12 protein-coding genes are annotated in these 15,827 nt (G+C 68.9%); 7 read left to right on the top strand and 5 right to left on the bottom strand.

The features are described 5' to 3' along the window. Positions 1–18: 18 nt before the first annotated feature. From C2U31_RS26360 to C2U31_RS26375, 4 genes are all read right to left on the bottom strand, one after another. Positions 19–1,836, bottom strand: a complete 1,818-nt coding sequence (locus tag C2U31_RS26360; protein WP_158658466.1) for a YadA family autotransporter adhesin — start codon at positions 1,834–1,836, stop codon at positions 19–21. A gap of 639 nt (positions 1,837–2,475) precedes the next feature. Beyond that, positions 2,476–3,339, bottom strand: coding sequence for an undecaprenyl-diphosphate phosphatase (locus C2U31_RS26365; protein ID WP_103275501.1), 864 nt, complete (start codon positions 3,337–3,339; stop codon positions 2,476–2,478). Between the two features lie 19 nt (positions 3,340–3,358). Next, complete coding sequence (locus C2U31_RS26370; RefSeq protein WP_103275502.1) at positions 3,359–4,942, bottom strand: TerC family protein; 1,584 nt, start codon at positions 4,940–4,942, stop codon at positions 3,359–3,361. A 218-nt stretch (positions 4,943–5,160) separates the two neighbouring features. Further along, positions 5,161–5,805, bottom strand: a complete 645-nt coding sequence (locus C2U31_RS26375; RefSeq protein ID WP_158658467.1) for a hypothetical protein — start codon at positions 5,803–5,805, stop codon at positions 5,161–5,163. Positions 5,806–6,098: 293 nt separating this feature from the next. On the opposite strand from C2U31_RS26375, the gene C2U31_RS26380 reads away from it, so the two are divergent. The 7 genes from C2U31_RS26380 (at position 6,099) to C2U31_RS26410 (ending at position 14,995) form a co-directional block, all read left to right on the top strand. Beyond that, positions 6,099–8,393, top strand: a complete 2,295-nt coding sequence (locus C2U31_RS26380; RefSeq protein ID WP_369869708.1) for a 4Fe-4S binding protein — start codon at positions 6,099–6,101, stop codon at positions 8,391–8,393. A gap of 55 nt (positions 8,394–8,448) precedes the next feature. Beyond that, positions 8,449–10,365, top strand: a complete 1,917-nt coding sequence (gene nosZ, locus C2U31_RS26385) for a TAT-dependent nitrous-oxide reductase (protein WP_103275505.1) — start codon at positions 8,449–8,451, stop codon at positions 10,363–10,365. A gap of 6 nt (positions 10,366–10,371) precedes the next feature. Then, on the top strand, positions 10,372–11,646 hold the full coding sequence (locus tag C2U31_RS26390; RefSeq protein ID WP_103275506.1) for a nitrous oxide reductase family maturation protein NosD: 1,275 nt from the start codon (positions 10,372–10,374) through the stop codon (positions 11,644–11,646). After that, entirely contained in the window at positions 11,643–12,572 is a 930-nt protein-coding gene (locus C2U31_RS26395) for an ABC transporter ATP-binding protein (protein WP_103275507.1), read from the top strand. Before C2U31_RS26390 ends, C2U31_RS26395 begins: the two co-directional genes overlap by 4 nt. After that, complete coding sequence (locus C2U31_RS26400; protein ID WP_103275508.1) at positions 12,569–13,402, top strand: ABC transporter permease; 834 nt, start codon at positions 12,569–12,571, stop codon at positions 13,400–13,402. Before C2U31_RS26395 ends, C2U31_RS26400 begins: the two co-directional genes overlap by 4 nt. Next, positions 13,399–13,899: a nitrous oxide reductase accessory protein NosL gene (locus C2U31_RS26405; RefSeq protein WP_103275509.1), complete on the top strand. Its 501-nt coding sequence runs from the start codon at positions 13,399–13,401 to the stop codon at positions 13,897–13,899. Before C2U31_RS26400 ends, C2U31_RS26405 begins: the two co-directional genes overlap by 4 nt. A 91-nt stretch (positions 13,900–13,990) precedes the next feature. After that, positions 13,991–14,995 carry an FAD:protein FMN transferase gene (locus C2U31_RS26410; protein WP_103275510.1) on the top strand — a complete coding sequence of 335 codons (1,005 nt, stop codon included), beginning with the start codon at positions 13,991–13,993 and terminating at the stop codon, positions 14,993–14,995. A 6-nt stretch (positions 14,996–15,001) separates the two neighbouring features. Here C2U31_RS26410 and C2U31_RS26415 read toward each other — a convergent pair whose 3' ends face one another. Further along, positions 15,002–15,787 carry an inositol monophosphatase family protein gene (locus tag C2U31_RS26415; protein ID WP_103275511.1) on the bottom strand — a complete coding sequence of 262 codons (786 nt, stop codon included), beginning with the start codon at positions 15,785–15,787 and terminating at the stop codon, positions 15,002–15,004. Positions 15,788–15,827: the final 40 nt, after the last annotated feature.

Consider the following 15,827-nt stretch of genomic DNA (forward strand, 5'->3'; position numbering starts at 1 on the left):
TGGCGCGGGCGCCCGATCTCACCATTGATAGCCGGCGCCAATCACCGCGCCGCCGTGCCCCCGGGTGCTGGTCGCGAGCGAACCCTTGTAGATCCAGCGGCCTCTCTCGGACACCCGGGATATGCCGATCGCCATGCCCTGCTGCCCTTGCCACGTCGAACCGGCCATCGACACCATGTTCTTGCCCGGCTCCGTCGCTTGCGGCAGGCCCGCGACCGCCATCGTCGCGGCGACGCCGCCATCCACATAGCGTTTCAGCCCCTTGATCTGCTGATCCGTGTAGCGGTTCGACTGCGCCGCCGCGTTGTTCAACTGGTTCAGGTTGACGGCATCGGTGCCGTTCACGCCCGGCGCCACGTTGCTGATGCCGCGCTCATTGCCGACCGAGCCCACCGACAGCGTGTTGGGCGCGCTCGCCACCGAATTCGCCCCCACCGCGACCGAATTCGCGCCGCTGGCGTAGGCGTGATCGCCTATCGCGGTGCTGGCGTCGCCCGATGCCACCGCGCCGCTGCCCGTCGCCGTCGCGTTCCGGCCGCTTGCGGATGGCGCGGTGTAGGTCGTCGGATTGCCTGTGGCCCAGGTCCTGCCGCCGCCACCCGGCGGCAGTCCGTTGATGGTCTGGTTCAGCGTGCTGACCGCGCTCTGGAGCTGGCCCAGGTTGACCGCGTCGGTGATCTGCACGCCGGGCGCGACGTTGATGACCTGCCGCGCCCCGCCCGCCGCGCCGACCGACACCGCGCCGGCCGTCGTCGTGAAGCCGTTGCCGCTGACCGGATCCACGTAGGCGCCGGCAGCCCGGTCGGCCACCGAGCCGGCCCCCAGCGCGACCCCGCCGACCGTCGTCGCGCTCGATTGATAACCCAGCGCAACGCCGGTGCTCTGCGTGGCCTGGGCCGCGTTGCCGAAGGCAATCGCGTCGTTGACCGGCGCGGCCGACGAGCCTATGGAACTGCCCGCGTCCATGCCGATCGCGATATTGTTGTTGCCCGTCGCGTACAGCCCCGCCCGGGAGCCGATGCTCACGTTGTTGCCGCCGGCCACTGCTGTACCGGAATAGGTACCGATCGAGACGTTGTTGTCTCCGCCAGAGACGGCATTGCCACTGACGTAGCCAATGGCCACGTTGGTGCTGGTCAACACGCCGTTGCCAGCCAGGGCGCCAAACGCCGCGTTGTTGAGTACCGGCGCCCCGATGCGACCAACGCCGATGCCGGCACTCGTGCCTATCGCCGTGTTGCTATCCCCGTAGACGGCTATCCCCGCGCTGTGTCCAAAGGCGCTGTTGTAGCTGCCCGTCACCGAGACGCCACTGGTGTTGCCCGTCGCCGTGTTGTGGTTGCCCTGCACGATCGCCCCAGCACCCGTGCCAACTGCCGCGTTGCCCTCGCCCTGCATCGTGTTACCCGCCATCGTGCCCACCGCGACGTTGTCCCTTGAGGCATGCGAGAGAGTGCCAGCGCCTCTTCCGATCGACACGCTATTCTCGCCAGTCGCCAGCGCCTGCTCGCCGATGGCGATGGTGTAATCTCCCGATGCCTGCGCTTTGGATCCCACCGCCGTCGCCGCAAGCCCGGTCGAGGTCGCATCCGTCCCGGCGGCCAGGGAGCCGGCGCCGGTCGCGCCGTTATTCGTGCTGTTCCCGCCCGGCGTACCGCCGTCGTTCACGCTGTAGTACTGCGCATGCGCGGGGCTCGCCGCGATCGCCGCCGTGATCGCCAGCGCACAGGCCGCGACCCGCATCGGGCCGACCTTGCCGCCTGTCGCCGACGAAACCGGGACGCCAACAGCCGGCCGGCCCGCGCGGCCCTGGGCCGCTCTAGACACTGACTTCATCCTTACTCTCCAACATCGATTTGGAAGCTCTGTTGTCGCCACGCGGCAAGACCCCGAGACATCCGCAATGCCGAATCCCGCATGCCGGGCACGCGCCCCGCGACGGACGCCAGACTGGCGTCGACGCGGGCCATGCCCGCCGCCTTGATTCAAGCCGTTCACCGATGCGCATCGCAGCCTGTCCGGCAAGGCTCGCGCGGCGCTATCGCCCATTCCGTCCAGCGCATGCCAGGCGATGGAAATCTGCCTGGCACGCCATGAACGCCCGGACAATACAGCGCCGTTCGTGTTGGATTTTTTCCTCTTGACAGTTGTTGACAGCGCTGGGCAACAGTGCGTCGTCAAAAGGCATATTTCCATGCAAGCGTTGCGCGCAATGACACGGAAGTCACCTTTTCCATCGGCTTGCCGCCATGCTGGCGTACCGGATGTCCTAGGACGGAGCCCGGGATTCCAGGCTTCCGGGGCATCGCGGCGCGACAACGGTCAAGCGCGGCGACGCCGAGCGCGCGCGCGTAAAAAAGCCCAAGGGCTGGACTGATATCCCACCCTTGGGCCGCAATGCGCGAACGATTCAGCGAACGATTCAGCGAGCGCGCGGCGATGTCGCGCCCGCGAGGCGCCTTGCCGGACGGGCGATCACGCCATCCAGATCCACGCCGCCACGATGGCGCCGAACACGATCCGATACCAGGCGAACACGCGGTACGTGTGGTTGGCCACGAAGCGCAGCACCGCCCGCACCACCACCATCGCGCTCAGGAAGGCCGCGACGAAGCCCACCGCGATGCCGGACAGGTCGTGCTGGGTCAGCAGCCCGAAGTTCTTGTACATGTCGTACACCGCCGCGCCCAGCATGGTGGGCATGGCCAGGAAGAACGAGAACTCGGTCGCGGTCTTGCGCTGGATGCCGGCGATCATGCCGCCAATGATGGTGGCGCCCGAGCGCGAGGTGCCCGGGATCATGGCCAGGCATTGCGCCACGCCCACGCCCAGCGCCTGCTTCCAGGTGATCTGCTCCAGGCTGCGCGCGGTGGCGCGCTCGTCCGAAGCGGTGTCGTCGGCCGCGCCCGGCACATCGCCGGGCGTATGCCGCGTCTTGCGCTCGACCCACAGCATGATCAGGCCGCCCAGCACCAGCGTCACCACCACCACGCCCGGGTGGTAGAAGACCTGCTTGATGGACTTGATGAAGATGCCGCCGATCACCGCCGCCGGCAGGAAGGCGATCAGCAGGTTGCGCGTGAAGGCGACCTCGCTGGGCACGCCGGTGAGCGTGCCGCGGATCAGCTGCAGCAGCCGCGCGCGGAACACCCACATCACGGCCAGGATGGAGCCGAGCTGGATCACCACCTCGAACACCTTGCCCTGGCTGGATTCGAAGTTGATCCAGTCGCCGATCAGGATGAGGTGGCCGGTGCTGGACACCGGGATGAACTCGGTCAGTCCTTCGACGATGCCCAGGAAGAAGGCCTTGATCAGATACAGGGTGTTTTCGGTCACGGTATGGGCGGGTCCGGGGTTAGTCGTTGGTCAGGGACGCTTCGTCGGACAGCGGCTCCTGGGGCTTTTTGTCGACCCGCACAAGGGCGATGCGGCGTCCGTCCATCTCCAGCACTTCGAAGCGGAAATGATCGTGGTGGATTTCATACTCGCAGGCGTCGCCCGGCTTGGGCAGATGGCCAAAGCGCGACAGCAGGTAGCCGGCCAGCGTGGAGAAGTCCTGGGCCTCGTCGATCAGGCCCTCGGTTTCCAGCACCTGCTCGACATGGTGCAGGTCGGCCGCGCCATCGATCTTCCAGGTGTGCTCGCCGTCGGCCACGATGTCGGGCAGCTCGTCCTCGTCGGGGAATTCGCCGGCGATGGCCTCGAACACGTCGATCGGCGTCACCAGGCCCTCGATGGCGCCGAACTCGTCCGCCACCAGCACCAGCTGGCCGCGCGAGCGCTTGAGCGTGTCCATCAGGCGCAGGATGCCGATGGCCTCGTGCACGATGATGGGATCGCGCAGCCGGTTGCGGCGCACCCGGCCCTCGGTGAGCAGATCGGCGATCAGGTCCTTGGCGCGGCCGATGCCCAGCACCTCGTCCAGCGAGCCCCGGCACACCGGGAAGAAGCTGTGCGGCGCCTCGATCAACTGGCCTCGGATGGTGTCGGCGTCATCGTCGATGTTGATCCACGACACGTCGGTGCGCGGCGTCATGATGGAACGAATGGAGCGTTCGGCCAGCGTCAGCACGCCGCTGACCATGTTGCGCTCCTCCACGCCGAAAGCCGGAATGGCCGGCGCGTTGGCGCTGGGCAGATCGGGCTCGTCGGCGGGCGGACGCTTGCCCAGCATGCGCAGCACGGCGGCCGCCGTGCGCTCGCGCATGGGGCGGCGCGCATCCAACTTGAGCAGATTGCGCCGCGCCAGCTGGTTCAGCGCCTCGATCGCGACCGAGAAGCCGATGGCGGCGTACAGATAGCCCTTGGGCACCTTGAAACCGAAGCTTTCCGCCAGCAGCGAGAAGCCGATCATCAGCAGGAAGCCCAGGCACAGCACCACCACGGTGGGATGCGCGTTGACGAAGCGGGTCAGCGGCTTGGACGCCAGCAGCATGATGCCGATGGCGATGATGACGGCGATCATCATGATGGCCAGGTGGTCCACCATGCCGACCGCGGTGATGACCGAGTCCAGCGAGAACACCGCGTCCAGCACCACGATCTGCGTCACGATGACCCAGAAGCTGGCGTACACGCGCGGCCCCGACGAAGAGCCGTGGCCGCCGCCCTCGAGCCGCTCGTGCAGCTCCATGGTGCCCTTGAACAGCAGGAAGAAGCCGCCCGCCATCAGGATCAGGTCGCGTCCGGACGGCGCCAGGGGGCCGATGGAGAACAGCGGCGTGGTCAGCGTGACCAGCCAGGACATGACGGACAACAGGCCCAGGCGCATGACCAGCGCGAGGCTCAGCCCCAGGATGCGCGCGCGGTCGCGCTGCGAAGGGGGCAGCTTGTCCGCCAGGATGGCGATGAAAATCAGGTTATCAATGCCCAGGACGATCTCAAGAACGACCAGGGTAAGCAGGCCGACCCACGCAGCGGGGTCCAGCAGCCACTCCATCAGGAGCTCCAAAAGTTACTCAGCCGACAATCGTACCTGGAAAATCCATGACACGCCGGTCATGAAAACCCCGCCCGGCAAGGCGCCGGGCCCGCGCCGGGGGGGGATCCAGGCAGGAAACGCGGCCAGGTCCGGCCAGGGGGCTGGCCCGATGTTCCGGCTCAGTGTTCCGGCCCGGAGGTCAGGCACGCATGTCATATGGATGTCAGACGCGGACGTCAGGCCCAGTCCATCCGATTGGCGAACACCAGCAGCGCGGTCCAGGCCATCATCTGCCATGGGGACGTCCCGGCGACGCGCGCCAGCGGCCGGGACAGGCGCAGGAGGAACCAGAAGGCGGCCAGCATCGCGGCCATGGCGACCTCGACCCGGGACGCCATCGCCGAGGCGGTAACGACCGACCGGGCCGCGAACACCGCATTCAGCGCCACGATCTGGAACAGGACCAGCATCGCCCTCAGTCCGGCGCCCCCGCCGGAATCCGCCGGATCCGGCGCACCCTTCCAGATCCGCCATCCGGACCTGGCGCCCTGGAACAGCAGCGACAGCACCAGCACGCCGCCCGCCATCAGCACCAGATGCTGTCCGGTGTACTCATACGGTCCGACGGACAGCTGCGACCGGTTCAGGAACTTGACCGGCCAGTCCAGCCCCTGGGCCAGCGGCCACAGGCGCATCAGCAACATCAGGCCCAGGCCGAACAGGCGCGCGCCGTTGCGCTGCGCGGCGGGAAACTCATTGGCCAGGATGACGATGAAGACCACGTTGGCGAGGCCCACCAGGATCTCGATCATGGTCAGGCCCAGCACGCCGAACCAGGCTTGCGGTCCGCCGATCCACTCCATCGGATTCATCCACCCCATCAGCCCCTCCCGCATATGTGTGTGCGGGCCATCGTACCTGGAAAGCCTGTGCCCCGCCCGCCACGCGCAGGCCTGGTCGGCGCCGGTAGCCTACGCCGCCGCGCGTCCGTCGCGCTTGCGCGGCATCAAGCGCGCGCCTTGCGCGGGGCCGCAAGCAGCCAATATCCCCACGCCGCGCAAGGATATTGCGTCCTGCCGCGCTCGCAGGACGGCGCTTTTGACGCACCGCAAAACCGCGCCTCCAGCGCGCTCTTAGGATGCGCCTGAATAACAACGACGGATCGGGTTCAAGCATGTCTGGCAGCACCGCAGGGCGTCATGGAAGTTTCCGCATCATCCGCATGGCGATTGCGCTGTTGCTCTGTCTGACCGCGGGACTCATGCAGTCGGCGCGGGCCCAGCGCCTGCCCGATTTCCTGGGCGCCACGCCGCCGGCCGAGCTGTTCCCCGGCGCCGACCGCTACGGCCCGCCCGAAGGCAAGCCCATGGTCGCCAAGGCCTATTCGGGCGACCGCGAACTCGGGCTGGTGTACCTCACGTCCGACGTCGTCAACACGCGCGGCTACTCCAGCAAGCCCATCGACGTGCTGGTGGCGCTGGCCAGCGACGGCCGCATCGCGGGCGCCAAGCTGGTCGAGCACCATGAGCCCATCGTGCTCATCGGCATCCCCCAGTCCAAGGTGGACCACTTCATCAGCGGCTATGTCGGCCTGAACTTCGTCGACACGCCGCCGCGCCACGGCGCGCCGCCGCCGGTGGACATCGTCAGCGGCGCCACGGTCACGCTGATGGTGATCGGCGACAGCATCACGCGCTCGGCCATCGCGGTGGCGCGCGCCCACGGCGTCGGCAAGGCAGCCCGGCCCGCGCAGGCGGCGACGGCGCGCGTCCAGGCGCGCACGGTCGACGAGACGCCGGGCGAGGTCCGCTCCTGGCAAGCCCTGCTCGACAACGGCGCGGTGCGCCAGCTGCGCCTGAGCGTGGCCGACGTGAACCAGGCCTTCCGCGCCTCCGGCCGCGACGATGCCGCCGCGCACGCGGAAAGCCGCGACGAGGCCGATGCCTTCATCGAACTCTATGTCGCGCAGGTCAGCGCGCCCGCCATCGGCCGCAGCCTGCTGGGCGAGACCGGCTGGCTGCGCCTGAAGGAACGGCTCAAGCCCGGGCAGCAGGCGGTGCTGGTGGCGGGCGGCGGCCTGTATTCGTTCAAGGGCTCCGGCTATGTGCGCGGCGGCATCTTCGACCGCGTCGAAATCGTCCAGCACGACGCCGGCTTCCGCTTCCGCGACCGCGACCACCAGCGCCTGGCGGACATCGCCGCCGAGGGCGCGCCGGCGCTGCGCGAGGTGGCGCTGTTCGTGGTGCCGCAAGACGCCCCGTTCGATCCGGTGGCGCCATGGCGCCTGCAACTCATGGTGCAGCGCGTGCTCAGCGTCTCGGACAAGGCCTTCGTGACCTTCGACCTGGACTACGCGCTGCCGGATGTGTATACGCGTGCGGCCCCGGCCAGCGCTGGCGCTGCGGCCGGGCCAGCGACCGCCACGCCTGCGTCACAGGGCCCCTCGTCCGCCGGCGCGGCCCAGGCGGACGCGCCAGCGGACGAGGCCCCGCCCGAACTGTGGCGCCAGATCTGGAACGGCAAGCCGCTGCAGATCGCCATCCTGACGGCGGCGCTGGCGGTGCTGGCGGGCATCTTCTTCTTCCAGGACCAGCTGGCCCGCCGGCCGCTGCTGCACGACCGCCTGCGGCTGGCCTTCCTGCTGTTCGCCCTGTTCTGGATCGGCTGGTACGGCCAGGCCCAGCTGTCGGTGGTGAACGTGCTGACCTTCTTCTCGGCGCTGCGCAGCGACTTCCGCTGGGACTACTTCCTGATGGATCCGCTGGTGTTCATCCTGTGGTGCGCCACGGCAGTGTCGATGGTGTTCTGGAACCGCGGCGCCTTCTGCGGCTGGCTCTGTCCGTTCGGCGCGTTGCAGGAACTGCTGAACCGCGCGGCCAAGCGCCTGGGCGTGAAGCAGCTGCAGGTGCCGCACGGCGTCAACCAGCGCCTGTCGGCCCTGAAGTACATCATCTTCGTGCTGCTGTTCGGCTACGCGCTGTACGACCTGGCGCTGGCCGAGCGGCTGGCCGAGGTCGAGCCCTTCAAGACCGCCATCATCCTGCGCTTCGCGCGCGCCTGGCCCTTCGTGCTGTTCGCCGCGCTGCTGCTGGCCGCGGGGCTCTTCATCGAACGCTTCTATTGCCGCTACCTGTGCCCGCTGGGCGCGGCGCTGGCGATTCCCGCGCGCCTGCGCATCTTCAACTGGCTCAAGCGCTATCACGATTGCGGCAATCCCTGCCAGCGCTGCAACCACGAATGCCCGGTGCAGGCCATCGAGCCCAGCGGCGAAATCAATCCCAACGAGTGCATCCAGTGCCTGCACTGCCAGATGCTCTACCACCACGACGAAAAGTGCCCGCACCTGCTGCAGCGCAAGGCCCGGCGCGAACGCCGCCGCGCCCCGCCCGCCGAGGCCGCGCCGCAGGAAGTCGTGATGCGCCGCTTTCCCAATCCCGGCGACGCCGGCCAGCCTCCAGCCGGAGCCTGAGCCCGACCGTTCCGATACACGACGCGCATGCGCCGTCCTTTACCTGGAGTCACCCATGTCTGAAAGCAATGCTCCCAAGTCCGGTCTCAGCCGCCGCAGTTTCCTGGGGACCGCCGCCATCACCGGCGCCGCCGGCCTGGTGGCGGGCTCGCACCTGCCGGTCGCGCACGGCAAGGACGCCAAGCCCGCCGCCGGCGGCCAGACCTCGCACATCGGCCCCGGCGAGCTGGACGAATACTATGCCTTCAACTCCAGCGGCCAGTCGGGCGAAATCCGCGTGCTGGGCCTGCCGTCGATGCGCGAGCTGGTCCGCATTCCGGTCTTCAACCATTGCAGCGCCACCGGCTGGGGCCGCACCAACGAAAGCCGCAAGATCCTGACCGAGGGCCTGACGCCGGAGACGCGCGCCTACCTGAAGGACAAGGGCGGCGTGTTCATCAACGGCGACGCCCACCACCCGCACCTGTCCTTCACCGACCGCACCTACGACGGGCGCTATCTATACGTCAACGACAAGGCCAACAACCGCGTCGCGCGCATCCGCCTGGACGTGATGAAGACGGACAAGATCGTCGAGCTGCCCAACGTGTCGGGCGTGCACGGCCTGCGGCCGCAGCGCTATCCGCGCACCGGCTATGTCTTCGCCAACGGCGAGCACATCATCCCGCTGCCCAACGATGGCAAGGTGACCGACGATCCCAAGAAGAACTTCTTCGCCGTCTACACCGCCATCGACGGCGACACCATGAAGATCGCCTGGCAGGTGCTGGTGGACGGCAACCTGGACAACGGCGACGCCGACTACCAGGGCAAGTATTCCTTCTCCACCTGCTACAACTCCGAGAAGGGCGTATCGGTGGAGGAAGCCTCGGCCAACGAGCAGGACTGGGTCGTGGTGTTCAACATCAAGCGCATCGAGCAGGCCATCAAGGAAGGCGACTTCAAGACCATGGGCGGCGTGCCGGTGGTGGACGGACGCCACGGCTCGAAGTACACGCGCTACATCCCGGTGCCGAACTCGCCGCACGGTTGCAACGCCGCGCCCGACGGCATCCACCTGGTGCTCAACGGCAAGCTCTCGCCCACGGTGACGGTGCTGGACGTGCGCACGCTGGACGACCTGTTCGACGACAAGATCAAGCCGCGCGACTGCGTGGTGGCCGAGCCGCAGCTGGGCCTGGGCCCGCTGCACACCGCCTTCGACGGCCGTGGCAATGCCTACACCACGCTCTTCATCGACAGCCAGATGGTCAAGTGGAACATCGACCTGGCCAAGCGCGCCTTCAAGGGCGAGAAGGTCGACCCCATCATCCAGAAGCTGGACGTGCACTACCAGCCCGGCCACAACCACTCGACCATGGGCGAGACGCGCGAGGCCGACGGCAAGTGGCTGGTGTCGCTGAACAAGTTCTCGAAGGACCGCTTCCTGAACGTGGGCCCGCTCAAGCCCGAGAACGACCAGCTGATCGACATCTCCGGCGATGAGATGAAGCTGGTGCACGACGGCCCCAGCTTCGCCGAGCCGCATGACATGTGCCTGGTGCACCGCTCCAAGATCAATCCGGTCAGCGTCTGGAAGCGCGACGACCCCATGTGGGAAGACGCCCGCCAGATGGCCAAGAAGGACGGCGTGACGCTGGAGGACGCGGCCAAGGTGGTGCGCGATGGCAACAAGGTGCGCGTCTACATGATGGCGGTCGCGCCCATGTTCAGCCTGAAGAAATTCGAAGTGAACCAGGGCGACGAGGTCACGGTGGTGGTGACCAACATGGAAGTGATCGAGGACCTGACGCACGGCTTCACGCTGGAAGGCCACGGCATCGCCATGGAACTGGCGCCGCAGGCCACGGCCTCGGTCACCTTCACCGCCGACCGTCCGGGCGTGCACTGGTACTACTGCCAGTGGTTCTGCCACGCGCTGCACATGGAGATGTCGGGCCAGATGATCGTGCATCCCAAGAAGTCCGCGTAGGGTCCCATGCGCCAGCCCGCCCCGCCCCTGCCGCGGCGGCTGGCCGGAGCCGCCTTGTGCGCGGCCCTGGCCGGCCCGGCCGCCGCGGCCGACATCCCCATCGGCGCCGGCGCCGACCTGGCGCGCGCCGTCGCGGCGGCCGCGCCCGGCGACCGCCTGCTGCTGGCCTCCGGCCGCTACGCCGGCGGCCTCGTCATCGACAAGCCGCTCACGCTGGAAGGCCCGGCCGACCGCAGCGCCGAGATCGTCGGCACGCGCCAGGGCCGCACGCTGTGGATCACCGCGCCCGACGTGACGCTGCGCCACCTGACAGTGACCCGCTCTGGCCTGAGCCTGGCCGAGATGGACGCCGGCGTATTCCTGGACCGGACCGCGCACCGCGCCCTGGTCGAGCGCAACGACATCCTCGACAACCTGGTCGGCGTGCACGTCTGGGGACCGGACGACGCCACCGTCCAGGGCAACCGCATCGTCGGCAACCGCGAGCTGCGCGTGGCCGAGCGCGGCAACGGCCTGACCCTGTGGAACACGCCCGGCACACGGGTGCTGGACAACGACATTTCCGCCGGCCGCGACGGCATCTTCGTCAACACCAGCAAGCGCAACCTGTTTCGAGGCAACCGCTTCCACGAACTGCGCTACGCGGTGCACTACATGTACACCAACGACAGCGAGATCAGCGGCAACGTCTCGATCGGCAACGACATCGCCTACGCCATCATGTACTCGCACCGCCTGGTCGTGAAGGACAACGTCGCGCGCGGCAGCGTCGAGCAGGGCCTGATGTTCAACTACGCGAACCACTCCGTCATCACCGGCAACAGCGTGGACGGCGGCGGCAAGTGCGTTTTCATCTACAACGCCAATCACAACACCTTCCAGGAAAACCATTTCGCCAACTGCGACATCGGCGTGCATTTCACCGCCGGCTCGGACGGCAACCGCATCTCGCGCAACGCCTTCCTGCACAACCGCAACCAGGTGAAGTATGTCGGCACCCGCACGCTGGACTGGTCGGTCGACGGCCAGGGCAACTACTGGAGCGACAACACCGCCTTCGACCTGGATGGCGACGGCATCGCCGACACCGCCTACCGGCCCAACGACGTGGTCGACCAGCTGCTGTGGCGCGCCCCGTCCGCGCGCATCCTGCTCAACAGCCCCGCCGTGTCGGTGGTGCGCTGGGCCCAATCCCAATTCCCCGCGATCCTGCCGGGCGGCGTGGTGGACAGCGCGCCGCTGATGAAACCGCCCGGCGCAAGCAACCAGGAGCTGCAATGACTTCCCCCCTCGTCGCGCTGGCCGGCGTCGGCAAGCGCTACGGCGCGCACCATGCCCTGCAGGACCTGGACCTGGACCTGCGGCAAGGCGAATGCGTGGCGCTGGCCGGCCACAACGGTGCCGGCAAGAGCACGCTGATCAAGCTGATCCTGGGCCTGATCCGCCCCAGCGCCGGACGCGTCGCGCTGTTCGGGCATGACGCCCACAGCCCGCGCGCGGCACAGCTGCGCGCGCGCGTCGGCTATCTGCCGGAAACGGTGGCGCTGCATCCGTCCATGACGGGCGCGGAAACGCTGGCCTTCTATGCGCGGCTCAAGCGCCAGCCGCTGTCGGCCAATGCCGCGCTGCTGGAACGGGTCGGCATCGCCGCCGCCAGCGGCCGGCGCGTCGGCGGCTATTCCAAGGGCATGCGCCAGCGCCTGGCGCTGGCGCAGGCGCTGCTGGGCGAGCCGCAAGTGTTGCTGCTGGACGAACCCACCACCGGCCTGGACCCGGCCTCGCGCCAGCTGTTCTACCGCATCGTCGCCGAGCTGCGCGCGGCCGGCGCCACCATCCTGCTCAGCACGCACGCCCTGTCCGAGCTGGCCGGACACGCCGACCGCGTCGTGGTCATGAAGGCCGGACGCAAGATCGCCGACGGCACCCTGTCCGAACTGCGCCGGCGCACCGGCCTGCCGCTGCGCATCCGCCTGACGCTGGCCGGGCCTGGGTCCGGGTCTGGGTCTGGGTCTGGCTCCGGCGCGCCGCTGCCCCCGCCCTGGCGCGCGCTGGACAGCGGCCGCTACGAACGCCTGTGCGCCGAGGACGAGAAGGTGGCGGCGATCCGCGCCATCGGCGCCATCGGCCAGGACATCCGCGATCTGGACATCGACGTACCGGGCCTGGACGAGATCTACGCCCATCTGCTGGAACGGGAGGACATATGAACGCCATCCACGCCATCGCCGCCAAGGAAATCCGCGACGGCCTGCGCAACCGCTGGGTGCTGGCGACCTCGCTGCTGCTGGCCGCGCTGGCGCTGGCCCTGGGGCTGCTGGGCAGCGCCCCCACCGGCTCGGTCAAGGTCGATCCGCTAACCGTCACCGTGGTCAGCCTGTCCAGCCTGTCGATCTTCCTGGTGCCGCTGATCGCCATGCTGCTGGCCTACGACGCCATCGTCGGCGAGGCCGACCGGGGCACGCTGGCGCTGCTGCTGAGCTATCCGGTGGCGCGCTGGCAGGTCATGGCGGGCAAGTTCGCCGGCCACCTGGTGATCCTGGCGCTGGCCACCGGCGCCGGCTACGGCTTCGCCGGCCTGGCGCTGCAATGGCTGCACGGCGGCGGCCTGGACGCGGCCGCCTGGCGGCCCTTCGCCCTGCTGATCGGCGCCAGCGTGCTGCTGGGCGCCAGCTTCCTGGCGCTGGGCTACCTGGTCAGCGCGGCGGTGCGCGAGCGCGCCACGGCGGCCGGCATCGCGGTCGGCGTCTGGCTGTTCTTCGTGGTGATCTACGACATGGCGCTGCTGGGCGCGCTGGCGGCCGACCAGGGCCGCCACATCGGCCCGGGCGCGCTCAACGCGCTGCTGCTGCTCAACCCCTCGGACGTGTACCGGCTGCTGAACCTCACCGGCTTCGAGCACATCGCGATGTACGCCGGCATGGCCGGCGTGGGCGATCAGGCCAGCCTGCCGCTGCCCACGCTGGCGCTGGCGCTGCTGCTGTGGATCGCGGCGCCGCTGCTGCTGGCGGCGGCGGTATTCCGGAGCCGCCAGCTATGAAAACGCTACGTACATTGCTGGCCGCCGCCACGGCCGCGCTGGCCCTGGCGGCCTGCCGCGACGAGACGCCCGCCGCGCCGCCCGCGCCGCAGGCCATGAGCGCCGACGCCGTCGGCCACTACTGCGGCATGGTCCTGAACGACCACGCCGGCCCGAAGGGCCAGATCTTCGTGCGCGGCCGCGCCGGACCGGTGTGGTTCTCGTCGATCAAGCAGGTCTTCGCCTACACCATGCTGCCCGAGGAGCCCAAGGGCCTGCTCGCCGTGTACGTGAACGACATGGCCACCGCCGGCGCCGACGGCGCGCCCGATCCCGCCGTGTGGATCGACGCGCGCCAGGCCTATTACGTGATCGAGGGCGGCTACATCGGCGGCATGGGCGCCGAGGACGCCATGCCGTTTTCCGACCAGGCGCGGGCGCAGGACTTCGCCCGCCGCCACGGCGGCCGCGTGGCCGCCTTCAGCGAGGTGCCCGAGCGCTACGTCTTCGCGCAATAGCGCGGTGGCGCCGCCCCCATCGCATCAACCCATCGCGTCAACAGACCCTCGCATCCAGAGTCATATCGAGCCCCACATCGAGACCCGCATCATGAAGCTTCCCTCACGCCGCCGATTCATCGGCATCGCCGCCGCCAGCTCGGCGCTCGGCCTGCTGCCCTGGCGGGCGCTGGCCTTCAGCGCCCGCCCGCAAGCCGGCCTGGAACCCGTGGTCTGGCGCGGCGTCGCGCTGGGCGCGGACGCCGAGCTGCATCTGCTGCATCCGGACCGGGATGCGGCCCGGCGCCTGATCGACAGCGCGGTGGACGAGCTGCGCCGGCTGGAGACGGTATTCAGCCTGTACCGCGACGACAGCGCGCTGGCCGTGCTGAACCGCCAGGGCCATCTGAACGACCCGCCCGCCGACCTGCTGCGCCTCTTGAGCGAAAGCCGGCGGTTCAGCGTGCTGACCGGCGGCGTGTTCGATCCCACCGTGCAGCCGCTGTGGCAACTGTACGCCGGGCATTTCTCGCAGCCCGGCGCCGATCCCGACGGACCGCCGCCGGCGCGCCTGCGCGAGGCGCTGGCCAAGGTGTCCCACGCCGCCGTGGTGCTCGACAGCCGCGCCATCCGCTACGCGCGGCCCGGCATGGCCGTCACGCTGAACGGCATCGCGCAGGGCTATATCACCGACCGCGTGACCGACCTGCTGCGGCGCGGCGGCCTGGACCGCGCGCTGGTGGACATGGGGGAGATCTATGCCATGGGCGAGCGGAGCGACGGGCAGCCATGGCGCGCCGGCCTGGCCGACCCCGACCATCCCGACGCGCTGGCCGGACAGGTGACGCTGCGCGACCGCGCGCTCGCCACCTCGGGCGGCTACGGCACGCCGATAGACGCGGCCGGACGCTACACGCACCTGTTCGATCCGCGCGACGGCAACGCCCGGCCGCGCTACCGCAGCGTGTCGGTGATGGCGCCCACGGCCACGGCGGCCGACGCGCTGTCGACCGCCTTTTCCCACATGCCGCTGGAGGACGCCAAAAAAATCGCGCGCAGCCTGGGGCTGCGCGCGTGGTTCACATTGCCCGACGGCGGCCGGGCCCGGCTGGGATAGCCGGAATCAGATCGAGGCCGAGGGATTCAGCCCGGCCAGCATCTGCGTGAAGATCTTGGGGCTGGCGGCCAGCACGTTGCCGGAGTCCATCCAGCCCTGCTCGCCGTCGAAGTCGGCGACCAGGCCGCCCGCTTCCAGCACCAGCAGGCTGCCCGCGGCCACATCCCAGGGCTTCAGGCCCACGCCGCAGAAACCGTCCAGGCGACCGCAGGCCACGTAGGCCAGATCCAGCACCGTGGCGCCCAGGCGGCGCACGCCGGCGCTGTTTTCGGCCATCTTGCGGAAACGCGCCGAGCCCTGCTCCATGTCGCCCGAGTTGGGCCAGTGGGCGCCCAGCAGCGCGTCGTGGTAGCGGATGCGGCCCGAGACGCGCACGCGGCGGTCGTTCAGGAAGGTGCCGCCGCCACGGCTGGCGGTGAATAGTTCGTTGCGCGACGGATCATAGATGCACGCCTGCGTGACCTGGCCGCGCTGCGTCAGCGCGATCGACACCGCGTAGTTCGGCAGGCCGTGGATGAAGTTGGTGGTGCCGTCCAGCGGATCGATGATCCACTGGAACTCGGCCTGATCCGGACCCTGCAGGCCGAATTCCTCGCCCAGGACCGCGTGGTCCGGGTAGGCGGCGCGCAACGTCTCGACGATGGACTCCTCGGCGGCGCGGTCGACTTCCGTGACATAATCGCGCGGCCCCTTGCGAGCCACGTTCAGGCGTTCCAAATCCAGGCTGGCACGGTTGATGATGGTGCCGGCACGCCGGGCCGCCTTGATGGCGATGTTGAGCATCGGGTGCATAAAATTCCGTACGAATGCGGTGAGATAGGCCGTCAGCCGC

Source organism: Achromobacter sp. AONIH1 (genome assembly GCF_002902905.1).
Taxonomy (GTDB): domain Bacteria; phylum Pseudomonadota; class Gammaproteobacteria; order Burkholderiales; family Burkholderiaceae_B; genus Achromobacter.

What these genes read in the sequence shown, in the direction of transcription:
- C2U31_RS26360 (WP_158658466.1), bottom strand. Translation starts at nt 1,836, where the DNA reads ATGAAGTCAGTGTCTAGAGCGGCCCAGGGCCGCGCGGGCCGGCCGGCT.
- C2U31_RS26370 (WP_103275502.1), bottom strand. Translation starts at nt 4,942, where the DNA reads ATGGAGTGGCTGCTGGACCCCGCTGCGTGGGTCGGCCTGCTTACCCTG.
- C2U31_RS26375 (WP_158658467.1), bottom strand. Translation starts at nt 5,805, where the DNA reads ATGGGGTGGATGAATCCGATGGAGTGGATCGGCGGACCGCAAGCCTGG.
- C2U31_RS26380 (WP_369869708.1), top strand. Translation starts at nt 6,099, where the DNA reads ATGTCTGGCAGCACCGCAGGGCGTCATGGAAGTTTCCGCATCATCCGC.
- nosZ (WP_103275505.1), top strand. Translation starts at nt 8,449, where the DNA reads ATGTCTGAAAGCAATGCTCCCAAGTCCGGTCTCAGCCGCCGCAGTTTC.
- C2U31_RS26390 (WP_103275506.1), top strand. Translation starts at nt 10,372, where the DNA reads ATGCGCCAGCCCGCCCCGCCCCTGCCGCGGCGGCTGGCCGGAGCCGCC.
- C2U31_RS26395 (WP_103275507.1), top strand. Translation starts at nt 11,643, where the DNA reads ATGACTTCCCCCCTCGTCGCGCTGGCCGGCGTCGGCAAGCGCTACGGC.
- C2U31_RS26400 (WP_103275508.1), top strand. Translation starts at nt 12,569, where the DNA reads ATGAACGCCATCCACGCCATCGCCGCCAAGGAAATCCGCGACGGCCTG.
- C2U31_RS26405 (WP_103275509.1), top strand. Translation starts at nt 13,399, where the DNA reads ATGAAAACGCTACGTACATTGCTGGCCGCCGCCACGGCCGCGCTGGCC.
- C2U31_RS26410 (WP_103275510.1), top strand. Translation starts at nt 13,991, where the DNA reads ATGAAGCTTCCCTCACGCCGCCGATTCATCGGCATCGCCGCCGCCAGC.
- C2U31_RS26415 (WP_103275511.1), bottom strand. Translation starts at nt 15,787, where the DNA reads ATGCACCCGATGCTCAACATCGCCATCAAGGCGGCCCGGCGTGCCGGC.